Annotated in this window: 17 protein-coding genes; 12 read left to right on the top strand and 5 right to left on the bottom strand. The window is 51.9% G+C overall.

The annotated features are described in order from the left end of the window. Positions 1-6: 6 nt before the first annotated feature. Positions 7-1,362: a benzoate 1,2-dioxygenase large subunit gene (benA, locus tag Q8W22_RS08885; protein ID WP_303433559.1), complete on the bottom strand. Its 1,356-nt coding sequence runs from the start codon at positions 1,360-1,362 to the stop codon at positions 7-9. Positions 1,363-1,662: 300 nt separating this feature from the next. Here benA and Q8W22_RS16675 point away from each other — a divergent pair, with 300 nt between their 5' ends. From Q8W22_RS16675 to Q8W22_RS08860, 6 genes are all read left to right on the top strand, one after another. Further along, a complete protein-coding gene (locus tag Q8W22_RS16675) occupies positions 1,663-1,890 on the top strand; it encodes a transposase (protein ID WP_370694168.1) in 228 nt (75 codons plus the stop codon). A 336-nt stretch (positions 1,891-2,226) separates the two neighbouring features. Next, complete coding sequence (locus tag Q8W22_RS08880) at positions 2,227-2,745, top strand: hypothetical protein (protein ID WP_305452126.1); 519 nt, start codon at positions 2,227-2,229, stop codon at positions 2,743-2,745. Position 2,746: 1 nt separating this feature from the next. Next, positions 2,747-3,634 carry a Kiwa anti-phage protein KwaB-like domain-containing protein gene (locus Q8W22_RS08875; RefSeq protein ID WP_305452123.1) on the top strand — a complete coding sequence of 296 codons (888 nt, stop codon included), beginning with the start codon at positions 2,747-2,749 and terminating at the stop codon, positions 3,632-3,634. Between the two features lie 90 nt (positions 3,635-3,724). Beyond that, on the top strand, positions 3,725-3,883 hold the full coding sequence (locus tag Q8W22_RS08870) for a hypothetical protein (protein WP_305452122.1): 159 nt from the start codon (positions 3,725-3,727) through the stop codon (positions 3,881-3,883). Between the two features lie 83 nt (positions 3,884-3,966). Next, complete coding sequence (locus Q8W22_RS08865) at positions 3,967-4,320, top strand: hypothetical protein (protein WP_305452121.1); 354 nt, start codon at positions 3,967-3,969, stop codon at positions 4,318-4,320. Between the two features lie 105 nt (positions 4,321-4,425). Continuing rightward, positions 4,426-5,145, top strand: a complete 720-nt coding sequence (locus Q8W22_RS08860; RefSeq protein ID WP_305452120.1) for a hypothetical protein — start codon at positions 4,426-4,428, stop codon at positions 5,143-5,145. Between the two features lie 572 nt (positions 5,146-5,717). On the opposite strand, the gene speB is transcribed toward Q8W22_RS08860, so the two are convergent. Then, the gene (gene speB / locus Q8W22_RS08855; RefSeq protein ID WP_305452119.1) at positions 5,718-6,692 is read right to left on the bottom strand and encodes an agmatinase; all 975 of its coding nucleotides are present in this window, start codon (positions 6,690-6,692) and stop codon (positions 5,718-5,720) included. A 162-nt stretch (positions 6,693-6,854) separates the two neighbouring features. On the opposite strand from speB, the gene Q8W22_RS08850 reads away from it, so the two are divergent. From Q8W22_RS08850 to Q8W22_RS08830, 5 genes are all read left to right on the top strand, one after another. Then, positions 6,855-7,778 (top strand): LysR family transcriptional regulator, encoded by a 924-nt coding sequence (locus Q8W22_RS08850; RefSeq protein ID WP_303433568.1) that lies wholly within the window; start codon positions 6,855-6,857, stop codon positions 7,776-7,778. A 160-nt stretch (positions 7,779-7,938) separates the two neighbouring features. Beyond that, positions 7,939-9,696: a thiol reductant ABC exporter subunit CydD gene (cydD, locus tag Q8W22_RS08845; RefSeq protein WP_305414589.1), complete on the top strand. Its 1,758-nt coding sequence runs from the start codon at positions 7,939-7,941 to the stop codon at positions 9,694-9,696. Further along, positions 9,693-11,327 (top strand): amino acid ABC transporter ATP-binding/permease protein, encoded by a 1,635-nt coding sequence (locus tag Q8W22_RS08840; RefSeq protein WP_305414588.1) that lies wholly within the window; start codon positions 9,693-9,695, stop codon positions 11,325-11,327. Before cydD ends, Q8W22_RS08840 begins: the two co-directional genes overlap by 4 nt. A 167-nt stretch (positions 11,328-11,494) precedes the next feature. Further along, on the top strand, positions 11,495-11,893 hold the full coding sequence (locus Q8W22_RS08835) for a RidA family protein (protein ID WP_305452118.1): 399 nt from the start codon (positions 11,495-11,497) through the stop codon (positions 11,891-11,893). 19 nt (positions 11,894-11,912) lie between these two features. After that, on the top strand, positions 11,913-13,082 hold the full coding sequence (locus tag Q8W22_RS08830; protein ID WP_303433575.1) for a benzoate/H(+) symporter BenE family transporter: 1,170 nt from the start codon (positions 11,913-11,915) through the stop codon (positions 13,080-13,082). Positions 13,083-13,136: 54 nt separating this feature from the next. Here the strand turns inward: Q8W22_RS08830 and Q8W22_RS08825 are convergent, their stop codons facing one another. Then, positions 13,137-15,071, bottom strand: coding sequence for an FAD-dependent monooxygenase (locus Q8W22_RS08825; protein ID WP_305452117.1), 1,935 nt, complete (start codon positions 15,069-15,071; stop codon positions 13,137-13,139). A gap of 160 nt (positions 15,072-15,231) precedes the next feature. On the opposite strand from Q8W22_RS08825, the gene Q8W22_RS08820 reads away from it, so the two are divergent. After that, positions 15,232-16,170 carry a LysR family transcriptional regulator gene (locus Q8W22_RS08820; RefSeq protein ID WP_305452116.1) on the top strand — a complete coding sequence of 313 codons (939 nt, stop codon included), beginning with the start codon at positions 15,232-15,234 and terminating at the stop codon, positions 16,168-16,170. A 141-nt stretch (positions 16,171-16,311) separates the two neighbouring features. Here the strand turns inward: Q8W22_RS08820 and Q8W22_RS08815 are convergent, their stop codons facing one another. Both Q8W22_RS08815 and Q8W22_RS08810 read right to left on the bottom strand, forming a co-directional pair. Beyond that, positions 16,312-16,725, bottom strand: a complete 414-nt coding sequence (locus tag Q8W22_RS08815) for a nucleotidyltransferase domain-containing protein (protein WP_305452115.1) — start codon at positions 16,723-16,725, stop codon at positions 16,312-16,314. After that, on the bottom strand, positions 16,722-17,315 hold the full coding sequence (locus tag Q8W22_RS08810; RefSeq protein WP_305452114.1) for a DUF4276 family protein: 594 nt from the start codon (positions 17,313-17,315) through the stop codon (positions 16,722-16,724). The genes Q8W22_RS08815 and Q8W22_RS08810 overlap by 4 nt, the downstream gene beginning before the upstream one ends. Between the last annotated feature and the right edge of the window lies 1 nt (position 17,316).

Here is a 17,316-nt window from a genome sequence, read left to right as displayed (position 1 = left end):
TGCTCCTTAGCCGTTGGCTTTATCAGAACCGGTTTTATCGACACAGGCAGACAGGTAATCCACCCAGTAACGGTGCTGAATGGTATACAGGCCTTCATCTTCCGATTTGGCACCACTCATCACTGGTTTGAGGTCGATGGCCTTGGCAGCGTCGTCCGGGCCGTCAATCCAGTGAGTGGCACCCCGGCACATATCGTTCCAGGGCAGGCCACCGGCCTTGAAGCCTTCCTGACAGGCGCGGAATTCTTCCAGGTCATCCGGCGTTGCCATGCCTGATGCGTTGAAGAAATCTTCATACTGGCGAATGCGATGGGTACGGGCGTCGGCGCTCTCGCCTTTAGGGGCGATGCAATAGATGGTGACTTCGGTCTTGTCGACCGAGATCGGCCGGAAATGACGAATCTGCGAACTGAACTGATCCATCAGGAACACGTTCGGGTACAAACACAGGTTACGCAGGTTGCCGATCATCCAGTCGGCCTTGGCTTCACCATATTGAGAAACCAGCTCGTCGCGGCGTTCATAGAGTGGGCGGTCTTGCGGATTCGGCCATTGCATCCACAGCAGGATATGGCCTTGTTCAAAGGCGTAGAAGCCGCCTTTCTGCTTGTTCCAGGTCGACGCATCCATGGCTTTGACGTCGTCATCCGACATGCCGTTTTTGCGGCGGGCGGTGGTGGCTACATAGTTCCAGTGCACGGACGAGACATGGTAACCATCGGCACCGTTTTCAGCCTGAACCTTCCAGTTGCCATCGTAGATATAGCTGGAGGCACCCTTGACCACTTCCAGACCTTGCGGTGACTGATCGACGATCATATCGATAATCTTGGCTGCTTCGCCCAGGTGTTCGGTCAGTGGTTTGACGTCGTCTCGCAGCGAGCCAAACAGAAAGCCACGATAGGATTCGAAACGGGCGACCTTGGCCAGATCGTGGGAACCATCGCAGTTGAAAGAATCCGGGTAACCGGCTTCTTTCGGATCTTTTACTTTCAGCAGCTTGCCGGAGTTATTAAAGCTCCAGCCATGGAAAGGACAGGTCAATACCGACTTGTTGCCCTTTTTGGTACGGCACAACACCGCGCCCCGGTGGGAGCAGGCATTGATAAAACAGTTCAGCTCACCTTCCTTGTTACGGGCAATAAATACCGGCTGGCGGCCCATATAAGTGGTGAAAAAATCGTTATTTTCAGCAATCTGGCTTTCGTGGGCCAGATAGATCCAGTTGCCTTCGAAGATATGCTTCATCTCCAGCTCAAACAGCTCCGGATCGGTAAACATGTCACGGCGACAGCGGAACAGACCTTGCTCCTTGTCTTCTTCCATCATGCCCTGGATTTTTGTTATCAGTTGCTCGTTCATCAATGGACCCTCCGTATTTATGATCAGGTTAAAAGCCTGACGAAAAACGAACTATCCAGAGCCGGATAAGGTTTATCCGTTTTGTGCACAGAGATGATTTAAGCCAATGGCTGGTGGCTGGCGCAGGGAAATGGAGCAGGGAAATGGAGCAGTTAAAGACAGAGGGAAGCTGGCAAGTGATGGATGAGGGAGTGAAGGAGTAAAAAGAGGGGAAAGGGCGGAAAGGGGGGAAAGGGGGGAAAGGGGCTCTGGCAGGCTGTTGATTTTATCCCTGATGCCTACTGGCTTCGGTAAACCACCATCAAACTGGATGAACGGGTTCCACACGATCACCCTTTACGATCCATCAAAACCCTATTCGATCAGGCACTCACCCACATCGACTGGAAACTCAGCCTGACCTATTCCGAGCGTGGGCAGGAATCCATTCCTCCGGAGCCTTTATTGAGAGCCTTGCTGCTGCAAATCCTCTTCAGTATTCGCAGCGAACGGCAGCTGGTCGAGCAGATTCATCACTCCTTGATCTGATATGTATGTATATCCAGTATAATTGAAAGATTGCCCAAATCAATGCGCGCTTTTTCAGAAGCCTTGCGCGCTTTCCCGGACGTTGTTATCGTCAAGGCATTGATATACGGAAAGTTGTTGCGCAGGTTGACAGATTAATGCACAAGGCACCAATGAGTTAATGCGCATGCTCGCTTTCACAGAATGGACTGATCTGGAAATGGATTTTACTTCCTATCATTCAAGTAGTTACGGTGATTTCCCAGGAACCGGCTTGCCCAGAAACCGCGCATGCGCACAAAGAAACTGTTAGCATGCAAATCGAATTCAATCATAATTTCGAGCAAAGGAAATAATGTGTTAAGCACACTTTCCAAAATTTCACTTACTAGCACAGCAATAGCCCCTGTAGGCTTTACTTATGCGTGGGTGGCTTGGTTTGATGGAGAAAAAACATTTGCTGGCTTGGCTATTGCAGCTTCATTATTTCTAGTACTGGTTTGCATCTGGATGCTTCGCTATGCCAAGAAGAACTTAGAGCGCTTCAATTTTTCTGTAGCGACTGTTGAAGCTGCTGATCGTGAAAATATGGGCTTTCTTCTTTTATATTTACTTCCGCTTTTTACTGCAAGTTTCACTGCGCTAAACTGGATAGTCTGGGTTCCAACATTATTAATATTTGCCATGATAACCAGCACTGGATATAGCTATCACTTCAATCCTCTTCTAGGCATCATGAAATGGCACTTTTATAAAGTAGGCACACCGGAGGGTGTAACTTACGTACTTATCACAAAAAAAGAACTTAGGCATGCTAGCCAACCTTTAACAGTGGCTCAGTTAACAGAATATATAGTTATCGATGTAGAGGAATAAAATGACAGCACAACAGAATTTTTTCGCGTTTATTAAGGACGATAGCGGCAGCTGTCAAATTAAACGAATTAGGGTAAATAGTCCACTTCAGTCAGAGCTAATTCAAATATTTGAAGATCAGCGAGTATTATTTGAGCAGGGAGTAGATACTGAAGTGGATTTTAATGGTGACTGGAAGCCAGGCGAGAATGAAGTCCTCATCATTGATGATATTAGTGAATCAACGTTGATGAAAAATGCAATCAATGCAAATGCATTATCTTTTACTGATGTGAATATTTCCAACTTTTCAAATGAGCCGATAAAGGCAATATTTACAGGCATAACTACAAACGGTCAAACCAAAGTGTTTGTTCAAAAGTTTTCCTCAAGACAGGCTCTTTCGCTAAATCAACTCCCTCTAATAAAGATGCAAACTGGCAATACGTTTGTAAAAACTACTGATGATATCTTTACTATTGATAATAAGTTGGTAGCAATTATTGAAGGCAATAGAACAAAATTTAAAAGCTTTCACAATGCTCGAATGGTTTTCGATCTATCAGGGTTTTATCGAGAAGCAACTGACGAAGACTTAACTCAGATGTCGCAACATGCTTCATTGGAAATTGCTGATCTTGAAAGTTTTATCTCAGAAGCCGATACGCAAGTAAGAAAGATGGCGCACTCTATTAAGAGTTCGGGGGTATTAGACAGCTATACTGTTACGCAAATATCCACAGCTTCTGCCAATTTTCCTGACATTTCAGTCATTGTAAATAATGGCAAAATAACATTGCCAAGTGACAAGAAAGAACTCAAAGAAGTGCTGCACTTTTTATTAGAAGATATATATAAAGGGCCGTTGTCTGGTAGCGATTACTTAACTAACTCTAAACGTGTTCGGTAGCATGCTAACAAGTCACTGCACTCGGAAATTTTACTCGCTTCGCTCCCAAAATTCTGGTGAGTGAGGCGTTAGGCATTCAAGGAGTCGTACTTGGATATTGCACCTAATTTTACTGCAAAGCAGTGGAAGTCACTTGATTTAGAAAGTAACGAAGATGATTGGCAGAAAGCTATTGGTGTTCTTTATTCGAGATTATCATCTAGGTATTTAGAACCTGTAGATAAACTTATTGAATTTGAAAAAAATTAAAAAATTCCGAAAAGCGCTTTGGTTTTACTGTTTTAGCAATAGATTTATTATTAATCGAAACTCTCCAGGCTTTTAAAGAAGGATTGGAATCAACTGATGGAAAATCAAAAAAAGTTTTCGTGAGGTTTCTTAAAACAAGTCCTTACTTTTGTGAATATTTCCATACGAAAGAACAACGTGAAAATTTTTATAAAGAGTTTCGCTGTGGAATCCTACATCAAGCAGAAATTCAAAGTTCTGCCTTAGTGTGGTCTTTCGGTGATATGTATGAACGAATTGAAGGTATGGAAGTGCTAAATAGAAATGCTGTTCACGAAGCATTAAAGAAAGACTTTGCTGATTATATTGAAAAACTCAAGTCTTCCGAGTCACTTGAGTTAAGAAAGAAATTCAAACAAAAAATGGATTCTGTGGCTAACCGAGATACAAATGCCTAACAAGTCATTGCAAAGGAAAAAAATACAGTTGGCTGTTTTCGTTCCTCAACATTATAGCCAACTAATTTTTGCCTCTGAATGAGGCGTCAGATAAATTGGGGAAGTATGAGTGTAATAATTAAAAGAATTGGTAAGAATGCAATGATGCTTTCGAGTGTTGTGAATGCCTACTTTTTAGCAGACCAGAATCAAAATTTACTTTCTCACCTTATCGGTGATTCAGAGCACCTAAAAAGATGGGATGGGTCTTACGCTGCCAGTGGTGCAAATACTCTTCGTTTTTCACTGTACATGCATGTTCTGTCAGAGATGCGTGCAATTATGTTTGATACACAGCCCAAAGTGGCTAGTGTACATAATGTTATGAAAGCCCTAGAAGACACCAATTTTAAAAGCCAACTTAAAAAATGGTTTTCAGATTCAAAGGATTTGCAAGTCTACTCTGTAAACGGCTCAGTTTCAGATGAGTCTGTTGAGTATTTTCGAGTGGAAGAAGCAACTAGAAAAATGCGTGCCTTTGATGAATTAATTGAAGTCGCGATTGGAAAATATCAAACTCTCACTAGTTCAGAACTTGGCATTCGAGTAAATAATGCTCGTAACAAAATGATTTCCCATAAACAGTTTCAATCAACGGAAACCACGGGTAGAAGAGTATTTGACGCTGCAGATTTTGGTTTGGTCTATTCTGATGCTGCTGACATTGTTGAGCAGTCACATGACATCATATTTTCGTTATACTCTTTGTTTACTAAAGCTCATTTTGATAGTCAGAGTGCTTTGAAGCATCATGAGTTTGTGGCTAATGAGTTTTGGTCGAAATAATTTACCTAACAAACAATTTAAGAGTGATTCCCCACGCTTGGCCTTTTTGGTTTGGGTCAAATTTAGTGTTTACGGTGCCCCAGCTGAGTGGCGATTCCTGCAGGGATATATTCCGCAGCCAGAATCCGTTCAGCACCAATCTTATTGATCAGGTTGGCTATCCGATCGGTATTGAGCTCCTTTTCCCAATAAATAGGCAGGACTGCTTGCCGGGGTAAGCAAAGAGCCATTCCGGTATTACAGAGCTCATCAGAATTGACTGCCCGCAATTCCGCCGCTATTCGGGCTTGCCTGGGCAGTTGATCCGCGCAGAGTTGCAGTAAATCCCGTTTCGTTCGCTTTACTCACAGGTGTTCAATATAAATGAACGTTCATTTGTATTGAACATAACAAAATGCCAGGGTTATTTATCCACGAGTATCTGTTTTCAGGCTTTTGGGAGGTTATCCAACACCTTCCGGGTTCTATGCAAGAAGGAAGGAATCCCGTGAGCAGCAACCCGGATCAGCAAGGGCATTGGGATTCAACGCTGACCGGGTTGTGATTGCATCGTCCCTGGACGGTTCTGCCGTCTATGCTGCCGGTAACCCGGCTTGCATTTTTCCTGCGGCAACGGCGTACAGCATGTCCAGCGCCAGGGTTGCTCCTGCCAGCGAGGTGATTTCTGCATGGTCGTAAGCAGGTGCTACTTCCACCACATCCATGCCACGTATATCCATTCCAGCCAGGCCCCGGATGATTTTTAGTGCCCCATCCATTGTCAGACCCGCGGATACTGGTGTGCCGGTACCTGGGGCAAATGCCGGGTCGAGGGCATCGATATCAAAACTGATATAAACCGGCCGTCCTGCCACTCGCTGACGAATACGCATCAGTGTCGCGGCCGGGCCAAGGTCATTCAGTTCTGCGGCGTCAATAACTTCGAACGGGTGTCCGTCTGATTCATACGCGGTACGAATTCCCAGCTGGATCGAGTGTTCTGTATCCACCAGTCCCTCCACGACGGCATGGTGAAACAGGGTGCCGTGATCGTATTGGCTGCCGCCGTCATAGGTGTCGGTATGAGCATCAAAATGAATCAGTGCCAGCGGCCCGTGTTGCTTTGCCTGGGCCCGCAGGATCGGCAGGGTGACAAAGTGATCGCCACCCAAAAACAGTGTCTTTTTCCCGGCTTGTACCAAAGCAGCAGCAAAGGCTTCGAGGTTGTCGACCAGCGTCTGTGGTTCACCATGGCGGAACGCAAGGTTCCCGGCATCCTCCAGTTTTAACACGTCATCCAGCGCAAAAGTCCATGGCCAACGCTTGCCTTCCCAAATCAGATTGGCCGATGCCTGACGCACTCCCTGAGGCCCGAAACGGGCACCGGGACGACCAGACGTAGCCATATCAAATGGCACTCCCGCGACAATGACATCGGCGAGGGAGGTGCGGATATCTGTCATCAACGGGCACTGCATAAAGGTCATACCTAACGCCCCGTAGAGCGGCAGGTCGGCATTGGCAGAGGAGGTAGCCAGCGGATTATGGGAAGCAGACGTCGGGTACATGAATATTCCAGTCATTCATTGGGTTGTCAGAAGCTGAGATCAGGGTGTTACCTGTGTCTCGATACGGTATGAAGCGCAGAATAAGCGTCGCCAAATTATTAGAGAAATGAATAATATTCCTGACATAATGCACGCTGTGCATAATTGGCGGAGACTCTGAATATGTCGGATACCACGTCACCACTAAGACATTTTGACCTTAACCTGTTGCAGGTATTTGATGCCCTGATCAGCGAATGCCATGTCTCGCGGGCATCGGAACGGCTGTTTTTGAGTCAGTCGGCCACCAGTCATGCCCTCAATCGGCTGCGTCAGCAACTCAACGATCCCTTGCTGGTACGTTGTGGCAGTGGCTTGCAGGCCACGCCTCGGGCGCTGGCGATGCTGCCCGAAGTCAAAGCCATTCTGAAGCAACTGGAGCTGACGCTGGCACCGCCGAAACAATTTGAACCGGCCCATAGCCAGCGGGTATTTACCATTGCTGCCACGGACTACTTTGAAGCGGTGGTATTGCCAGACATGATGCCGACGCTGCAACAGCAAGCCCCCGGGGTTATCTTTGACCTGGAAATGATTGGCCCGCACGCCTCGCTGGAGCGGCTGGAAAATGGCTCGGTGGATCTGGTCATTGGTCTGGATGAAAATCTCAGCATTCCCCCGCACCTGTTACGGCAGCCCTGGCTGACCGAACAACTGGTCTGCCTGGCGGGCACACGCTTCGATGATATTCCCGACCAGCTCACCCTTGATCAGTACCTGGATTTTCCTCATGTGGTGATGCTGGACCAGACCGATACCAGCACCAATGGCATCGACCGCTGGCTGGCTGGCCAGCAACGTCAGCGTCAGCGCCTGGCTCAAATGATCAATTATCTTGCCGCCGCCCGTCTGGTTGCCGAACGCCGGGCCTTATTAACCCTGCCGCGTCGTATGGCCGAACTGTTTAGTGACTGGTTGCCGGTACGTACGGTGGATGGGCCAGCGGATATGCCGCATTGGGACATGACCCTGATCCAACATCCGCTGCACGTACAGGACCCGGCCTTGCAGTGGTTGATCGAGCAAGTGGTTGGTGCGCGGATATAAGCCCAGACATCAGCCCGGTTAGAACCATGGATATCCGCAGCGGGTAGTGAGCGGGTAGTGAGAGGAGCCGGGTGGCGGTATTGGTCAGAGTGCTAACGGCGAATCTGAAACAGTATTCTTCAGTCCGTGCTTACAGTTTCCTGCCATGGGTTCTGATAGTATGTCTCGCCGTTTATATAGCCTCGACTTCTGCACAGGCCCCGCCATGATGAAATCGCCAGACCAGACGCCGGAATTTGCCACTGCGGCGGCGTTACTTAAATATTTTGGCCGCAAAGCCCGCTTTTATAACGCTTTTTCAACCCTGCTGGGGTTGTTACAGGTGGCGATGACCATTGCCTTGGCCTGGCAGGTGGCGACCTTGCTGGATCGGGCGGTGTACCAGCCTTCATCGGTATTGCCGTCATTACAGGACTGGCTGCAGTTGGCGGCGATTCTGTTATTGCGGGCACTGGCGGTCTGGGGTCAAGGGTTGCTGGGTAATCGCGCCAGTTTGCGGATTCGGGCGGCGCTGCGACAATTTGCCTTACAACGCTGTTTTGGCCTCAATATTCGTTTGTTTCCTCACTTTAACGCTGCGGAAGTCAGCAATTTGCTGACCACCGAAATCGACAAACAACGGGGTTATTTTGCCGATTTTATACCGCAGCAGCGGCTGGCCGGTCTGATGCCGCTGGTGATTCTGCTGGCGTCGGCGTTTGTCAGCTGGCTGGTGCCTGTGATTCTGTTACTGACCGCTCCTCTGGTGCCCTTGTTTATGGTGCTGGTGGGTTCCAAAGCTGCCGATGTCAGCCGCGCCAATTTGCAGCAGCTCAACCGCCTCGGGGACTTGTTGGCCGACCGCCTGAAGAATCTGCAGGCATTACAACTGGCAGGTGCGGTAGAGCAGGAAGGCGATCGGCTGTTTGAACAGTCGGAAGATTATCGCAAATCGACCATGCAGGTGCTGAAGCTGGCATTTTTGTCGGGCACGGTACTGGAGTTTTTCAGTGCCATCAGTGTGGCGATTGTGGCGCTGTATCTGGGGCTGTTCTTTCTCGATAAATACGATGTTGGCAGTTACGCGGCCGGGTATGGTCTGTTTGACGGTATCTTTTTATTGATGCTGGCACCGGAGTTCTACCAGCCATTACGGCGTATGGGAGCCTTGTATCACGACCGTTCGGATGCGGTCAGTGTTGCCGAACACCTGCTGCAACTGGATAGCTGGCATCGCCAACTGGCGGTAGACAGCCAACCCCATGAGGTGGCGGCACTGACGTCGTTGCAGCTGCGTGGTGTGCAAAGTGGTGAGCTCGACAAACCGGTGCATGGGCCGGTTGATCTGGAGCTGCACCCAGGCCAGAAAGTCTTGTTAAACGGCCCTTCCGGGTCGGGTAAAACCACCTTGCTGGATACGCTGGCGGGCTTGCGGCCAGTGCTGGCCGGGGCGTTGTGTATCAATGGCCAACCGGCCTCTGTGTATCGTCAGGCGGATTGGTTTCAGCAGATTGGTTATCTGTCGCAAAAGCCGGAACTGCTCTTTGCCACCATTCGCGAGAACCTGACCCTGGGGCGCACGTTCAGCGATGAGGCGCTGTGGGCAGCCTTGAGCAATGCGCGTGTCGATGTGCTGGTAGCGGCCTTGCCGGGTCAGCTGGATTACCTTATCAGCGACAGCGGCGGTTATCTGTCGGGTGGCCAGGCCCAGCGGATTGCCTTGGCGCGGGTGTTTCTGCATCGGCCTGCCTTGTTGTTGCTGGATGAACCAACAGCCAACCTCGATCAGGATACCGCGGCTGAATTTATGCAGCAGCTGGCGGTTTTTGCGGCGGATGGCGGCATGCTGGTAATGGCCAGTCATCGCCCGGGGGAGCGTGAGTTGTTTGATCTGGAGATCTCGCTGACCAAAGCGGCAGCAGCGGAGGCCTTGTTATGAAGTCCTTGTCACAACATTATTTTCGCCAGCTGGCGGCTGAGCAAAAGCTGGCTCTGCTGGGGATTTTTCTGGCGGTGCTGACGGCATTTTCCGGGGTTGCCTTGCTGGCCGTCTCGGGTTGGTTTATCAGTGCCGCGGCCATGGCAGGGCTGAATGCTGTGGCGGCGCATCAGTTTAATTATTTTACCCCGGCGGCCATGGTTCGCGGCCTGTCGATCTCACGAACTCTGGGGCGTTATGGTGAACGGCTGGCCAGTCATGAAGCGACCTTCCGGATTATATCCCGCTTGCGAGGGGATCTGTTCCGGCTGATTGGTCGGCGGCAGTGGCAGGAAATCCAGCTGGACCGGCATGAATCAACCAGCCGCTTGCTACAAGACGTGCAGCATATCGAGTCCATCTATCTGTCGGCGGTATTACCGGCGGTGGTGAATGTGGCGACGGTATTGGGCTATCTGTTGACCCTGGCGCTGGTATTGCCTGCCGTGGTGCCCTGGGCCATCCCTCTGTTGGTACTGGTGGTACTGGTGATGCCGTTACTGTACAGCCGGGCAGTGTTGCAGGCGCAGGATGGCAGCCATCAGCTGCGGTCAGAGCAATGGCGACGCTCCAGTGCCTTGCTCAGTAATATGCGCACGCTGACGCTGCATGGCCGTTTACAGGCGGCCGGGGAGCAACTGGTCGAACAGGCCGGTGACGCCGATCGTCAGGAAGTACGGGCGGTGTCTCGCCAGCATACACTGCTGCTGCTGGCTGAGGCTGGACTGGTGGCGCTGGTGGTGGTGATTTTCTGGCAAGGATTTGTTGCCTATCAAGCGGGTGAACTGGCCGGAGCCAACCTGTTTATGTTGCTGTTGCTGACGCTGGGGAGCGGCGAAGTGTTGTTGACGGCTGGCCCGGTGGTGGCAGCCTGGCAGCTGGGTATGAAAGCATTACAACGGCTTGATCAACTGGCCGCCAGTGATCATGTTGCTGTCGATGGCCGTGAGTTCGTCGGCGACCGGGAGGATCTGGCCGTGGTGCTGGAGCAGTTGCACTATCGCTACCCTGGCCAGCCAGCGGCGGTGTTTGATGGTTTCAGCCATCGTTTTGAAACGCAGGCGGGGCGCACTCGCTGGCATTGGATTTATGGCCCCAGTGGCTGTGGCAAAAGCACGCTGATTGCCTTGCTGGCTGGTCAGTTGCAGGCTTCGGCCGGTGCCATTCGGCTGTCGCTGGACAGCCCTGAAGGGATAGGCTTGATGCCACAGCGTATCGATATCTTGCGTGCCAGTCTGCGTGACAACGTGTGTCTGAACCACCCGCACAGCGATGACGATATTCTGGCGGCATTGGCTCTGGTGCAGTTGGACGAGTGGGCCATGCAGCTGCCGCAGGGGCTGGATACCTGGCTTGGCGACGGTGAGTGGCAAGCATCGGGCGGTGAATGCAAACGGCTGGGGCTGGCACGACTGGTGTTGCAGCAGCCGCGGATTATTCTGCTGGATGAGCCGGGAGCCGGAATGGACGTTGATCTGGCCCAGCAGGTCTTTGCCAACCTGGCCGATCACTGGCAACACCAGCTGGTGATTGCCAACAGCCATGATCGGGATCTGATTTTGCCGGGCCAGCAAGTACTGGAGCTGGGCTAGCAGGCTCCCCGCCTGCTGTTTTCCTGCCGCTCTGCAGTGACTGGATACAAATTGAAGTGATATGGATAGTGGCCGGGCATCTCGCCCGGCTAGCCTGTTCTCTGGTTGCTTTTTACCGGTAACCATTCGACTGACCATCCATCACCATGATGTATACAGGTACTGCTATGACGACTCTTCAATCACAAGCCATTGTGCCAGCAGGCATGGAATTTATTCGCGATGACATCGGTTATGCACCGGGTGTTCTGGTCGGCAAGACACTGTATATCTCCGGCCAGATTGGCCGGGATTCCCAACGCCAGCTGGTGGTAGATAAAGAAGCCCAGTTTGTTATGGTGTTCGAGAATATGAAGCGGGTGTTAGAATCGGCGGGTGGTTCGTTTGGCGACCTGGTCGAAATGACCAGCTTTCACACCGATATGCGTGACCTGCCGTTATTTATGCAAGTACGTGACCGCTATCTGGACGGTATCCTGGTTGCCTGGACGGCAATTGGTGCGGCCTCTTTATGTGGTGCGCCCGGGTATTTTCTGGAAGTGAAGGGTGTCGCCCAATTTGAATGATTTATCAGGAACAGGCTCGATGATCAAAGATGTCTCTGCGTCCGCGTTGATTGCGGGATTTATGGTGGTGCTGGTGTCGTTCTCCGGGCCACTGGCGATTGTATTTCAGGCGGCTGAACAGGCCGGTGTTTCTCATGCGATGATGACTTCCTGGGTGTGGGCCTTGTCGTTTGGCGCTGGCATCACCGGGATCTGTCTGAGCGCCTGGCTGCGGGTACCTGTGATCACGGCCTGGTCGTCACCGGGGGCGGTATTACTGGTGACGCTGTTCCCTGAGTTGTCGTTAAACGAAGCGATTGGTGCCTATATCACGGCGGCGGTGATCCTGCTGCTGATTGGCATCAGTGGTTTGTTTGACCGGGTGGTGCATCTGATTCCGCGCGGAGTGGCGAGCGCCATGATGGCGGGTATTCTGTTTGATTTTGGTTTGGGGGCATTCCGTACGCTGGAGTCGACACCGGTTGTGGCGGTGGTGATGGTGCTGGCGTTTGTGATGTTCAAGTTTTTTAGCCGCAGCTATTTTCTGGTGCTGCTGGTTGTGCTTGGCTTTGGTTTGTCGTTTACCGTGCTGGATGCCGATCTCAGTTCGCTGCGCTGGGAAATGGCGACCCCGACCCTGATTATGCCGGAGTGGACGATCAGCTCGACTTTGAGCCTGGCGTTACCGCTGATGATCGTCAGCCTGACCGGGCAGTTCTTACCGGGGTTTACCATTCTCAAATCGGCCGGTTATACGGTCTCGACCCGACCGGTCATTACCGTCTTGTCGTTGACCTCGATTCCTATTGCCCTGTTTGGCGGCATTACGACCGTTGTGGCGGCCATTACCGCTTCCATGTGTACCAGTGCGGATGCTCACCCGGAATCGGACAAGCGTTATATTGCTGGTATTGCCAGCGGCTTTTTTTATCTGTTGGCGGGTTTGTTTGCTGGCAGTGTGGTGCTGTTTTTTACCAGCTTTCCAACGGAGATGATTGCCATTATTGCCGGACTGGCCTTGCTGGGAGCCATCAGTGGCAGCCTCGCGGGGATGCTGGATGACAAAGAGCACCTGGAAGCCTCTATGGTGGCCTTTATGACCACCGCATCCGGTATCAGTATTTATGGTATCGGCTCGGCATTCTGGGGCGTGGTACTGGGAACCGCGGTGTTTGTGATGACCAACCAGCTGCGACGGGTGGCGCGCTGAAACACGACGGCGTCGATAAACTCACCGGTATCAGCTCCGGTGAGTCGTGCTGGTTTACTGCAACTTCAACAGGCCCTCAAACAAGGCTGTCAGGCGGGTATAGTCATCCAGTGGCAGCACATCGGCAACGTACTGATCTGGCCGCACGATCACAAGGCAACCCTGTGCTTTATGAATACCGCGCAGGTCGTAGATATTCTGGCCACCACCAGACGACTCCGGGCGGTGATCGGCACAGAAAACTTTCTCGTAGTCACGCAGGCCGTACTTGCCTTTTTGTGGTGCCAGCACCGGGTGTATGCTGCCGGTTTCCAGAGTCTGATGTGGCTGGTTAAACACCGCACGGACATCAATGACCGTATCCCTATCAGCTCCTGCCGGGGTATGACGCAATAACGGTGAACGGGGATCGTTGGCGAGAAAGTCACACAAGGCGTTGACGCCACACTGATCCGACATGGCGTCTGCACTGCCGCCAAAGGCATAAATCCGATAAGCGCCATTGGCGGTATGACAGTGGCCCAGCTGTACCGGTTTGGCGTCGCCCTGACGGATAACCGGCGCAGAGTGAAAACGTTTCCCTACCGTGAGGCCACTGGCGAGGTACTGATAGCGGTCGTCAGACACCAGGACGGATGGCTTGTACTGAATGGAAACCCCGGCCGTGTATTGGCCAAAGAGCTGGAAATAGCGCTGGAATCCGGCGGGATCGACCCCCTCCGGGTACTCGGCCGACTTCGGTCTGGCACTGAACATGCGTGAGAACTCGCGGTCGAAATCGATCAGCGCCTGACCGTACTCACGTCGTTCGGCAGAATAGGTTTTTAGCAGATCCTCTTCGGCCAGCCCGGTCAGTACGTGAGCCAGTTTCCAGCCCAGGTTCCAGGTATCCATAACCGATGTATTCAATCCCTGACCGGCTTTCGGGCTGTGGGTGTGGCAGGCATCACCGGCCAGAAAAACCCGTGCCGGACGCTCGGGAGTTGAATCATCAAAGGCGGTGGTGATGCGCTGACCAATCTCATACACACTCCACCAGGCCACTTCTTTCACATCAATGGTGTACGGTTGCATGATGCGATTGGCACCGGCAATCAGTACGTCGGCAGTCATCTCGTTACGAGCGACACGCTCATTCTCCTTGAGTTTGTCCAGCTCGATGTACAAGCGGGCCATGTAACCACCCTCACGCGGGATGATCAGCATATTGCCTTCGTTGTTGGAGTGGATCAGCGATTTCAGGCGAATATCCGGGAAATCGGTATTCAACAGCACATCCATCACGCCCCAGGCCTGGTTGAGAGCATCACCGACCAGCTCCTGACCAATCGCATTGCGCACGCTGGAACGGGCACCATCACAACCGACGACATACCTGGCTTTAACGGTCTCGATTTCCTGGCTGTACTGGGAGTAGTTAACACCGCGCTCCAGCTTGACCGTAACCGGATACTCGCCGCCTTCCGGGTCGACCTCCAGTCCCAGCAATTTACGCTGGTAGTGCGGCTCCACCTTGCCCGGGCCTTGGCGCATTACCTCCAGAAACATATCGTGAATACGGGCCTGGTTAATGATCAGGTGCGGCATCTCGGACAGATCGTCAGCCACATCCTGCACCTTGCCACTGCGGATAATCTGCTCGGGGTGATTGGCATCCGGCTTCCAGAATGCCGCTTCGCTGATCTGGCAGGCTTCCTGAATAACCTGATCAGCAAAGCCGTAGGCCTGGAACATTTCCAGAGTACGACAGGCAATGCCATCGGCCTGACCGACCAGCAGACGGTCGTCTTTCTGCTCAACGATGGCGACCGAAATATCGCCAAACTGCGACAGCTGCGCCGCCAGATTCAGACCCGCAGGGCCACAACCGACAATCAGCACATCGACATATTCCGGCAATGGGCGCTTGAGCGGCGGCGCGACGACAGCATCCATGGGATCAGCAAAACGAGGATCGCCAGGGTTAAAGCCGTTAAGGTGAAATTGCATAAGGTACTCCTACAGCAGGGCTGAGCCGTTGCCCAGCCAGGTCGTGGATGGTGTGATGAGGTGTGATGAATTATTTTTATAAATCAGCCATCACACTGTACCTGTGGCCAGTTATCAGGAAAAATTGGTTTTTATATTCAGATACAAAGAAAATACATATATGAATCCTAACCTGCTGAAACAACTGGCAATGGTTGTAAAACAAGGGTCGATCAGTGCAGCTGCTGAACAATTGTTTATTACCCAGCCAACCCTGAGCCGTGCGCTGCAGCAATTGGAAATGCGCGTCGGCGCACCGGTGCTGACGCGCACCCGCTACGGCATGGTGCCGACTGACATCGGTGCCCGGCTGGCACACCTTGGTGAACGGATACTGGCCGACACCGAACAGGGCGATGAAATCATTCGCCAGTGGCACAGCGGTTACGACAACCAGTTCACCATCGGCATTGATCCTCTGTGGGAATACGCCACCGTCGCCGAGATGACCAGCAGCTTTTTAAGCCAGAGCCGTTATGTATTCCATTGCCGGGTGGGGTCTGCTGCTACCCAGATTGAATGGCTGCAAAACGGTGAGCTGGACTTTCTGCTGGCCCCGGCACACTTGTCGGTGGCACACGCTTGTGATCGTCAGGAGGCGCTGCAACGGCAAGTGGTGTTCCGCGACCGCTCCGGCGTCTTTGTTGGCAAGCAGTCGCCCTTGCTGGGTTCACAGCAACCGGTTTCCCTCGATATGGTGGCGCAGCAGCGCTGGCTGATTGCGGGTGCCAGCGCCGGATTCCTGTCCGGGGTCGAAGACCCGGCAGCACAACAAGCTGCTCGTATTGCCTTTACCGGTGGGATTCGCTCGGTGATACACCTGCTCAACACCACCGATATGCTGGTGCGGCTACCCGCCCGGCTGGCACTGATGACCGGAGAAATCGCCCCGCAGCAACTGATCCAGATAGAAGATCAAACCAGCGCCCGACGGGATATCGCCCTCTGGTCTCGACAGCAAGACAGCGAACGGCCCGACAGCCAGAAAGTACGCAGCTTTATTCGGGATTGGGTGACCGGGCTGGATCAAACCGTGGGAGAGTTCGGGCTGGCGTTGTGATGGTGTTGTGAGGTGTTGTGAGGTGTTGTGAGGTGTTCCAGTTTCAGCGGTGGATTGGTGGAAGAAATAGAGCAGTTGGAGGCAGGGCATCACCTGTTTGTATCAGACACAAGACGCTGTTTCATGGCATACAGGTAAGCGCTATCTGTCATGGATGCCTCTGTTGTGGGTCGTGGAGAAACTTTGGTAGTCCAGCTCCATCATCGACATGATCCGGGCTTCTTCTTGTAATTGCCGCCCTTTGTCGGCGCTCCAGAGTACCCGATTCGCAGATATCACCGAATAAGCAAGAGGAATGGGCGATTGATTAATGTCCAATATCGACAGTCCGTTTTCTGACAACCCCAATTGCTGCCGCCAGTCGTCCGCTAACAGCTCCGGTCGCAAACGGGTTTCCAGCTTGTTGGCCAAGTGCACAGGGTCGAATGCGACTGCCAGATCAATGTCCGAGTATGTACCTGCATTGCCTTTGGCGTGTGATCCGTAGAGCCACACAACCTGTACTTCGGGGTGCTGTTGCGCCAGAGCAATGATCTTTTGTTCAGGAAAGCTCATGGCTTCTTCCTGTCCGCTTGGTGGTCTGCTGCGCGGCATTCATACAGATAACGAGTGACACCGCTCAGAAATTGCCGATAGCTTTCGGACTGGTTATCGGTCAGGGATAAGTGGGGAGCGATGTCCCGAGCACCGGAGTTTTTCTGGTAACCCTTGATCAGCTTTTTCAGTTCCTGCTGGGCGTTTGCAAGAGCATCCGGGTTGCGAAACTTCTTGCTGTTTTGTTTTTTGGCCAGTGTCGGTTGGTTAAAAGCATGGGCGACTGCTGCAAGGTCTCCCAGAAACCAGCTTTCCAGTTCGTGAACCACGATACGTACCAAGGTTTCAGGTCGTCCATTGTCGGTGCAGAGTTGTTTCAGTCGTTGTTTGAGCGTAATGCAGTCCCCTTGGTCCTTGTCTCTTACGACAATGAACCAGCTATTCGGGACGTTCCAGCCTCGTAGTTTATTGGGAATGGATTGCTCCAGATCGGTCTTCCCTTCATGAGGTATACAGATAAAAGTCACCTCTGTGGGAAGGAGCTTGGGCAGTATTTCATCAAGTACTTTTTTGGCCGAAGGCTCTTCCAGCAGAAACACCAGCATGGTCATA

The sequence above is a fragment of the Oceanobacter sp. 1_MG-2023 genome (assembly GCF_030689025.1).
Lineage (GTDB): Bacteria > Pseudomonadota > Gammaproteobacteria > Pseudomonadales > Oceanobacteraceae > Oceanobacter.
The sequence above is the reverse complement of the archived record's forward strand: the minus strand, read 5'-3'. Positions and strand labels throughout refer to the sequence as shown.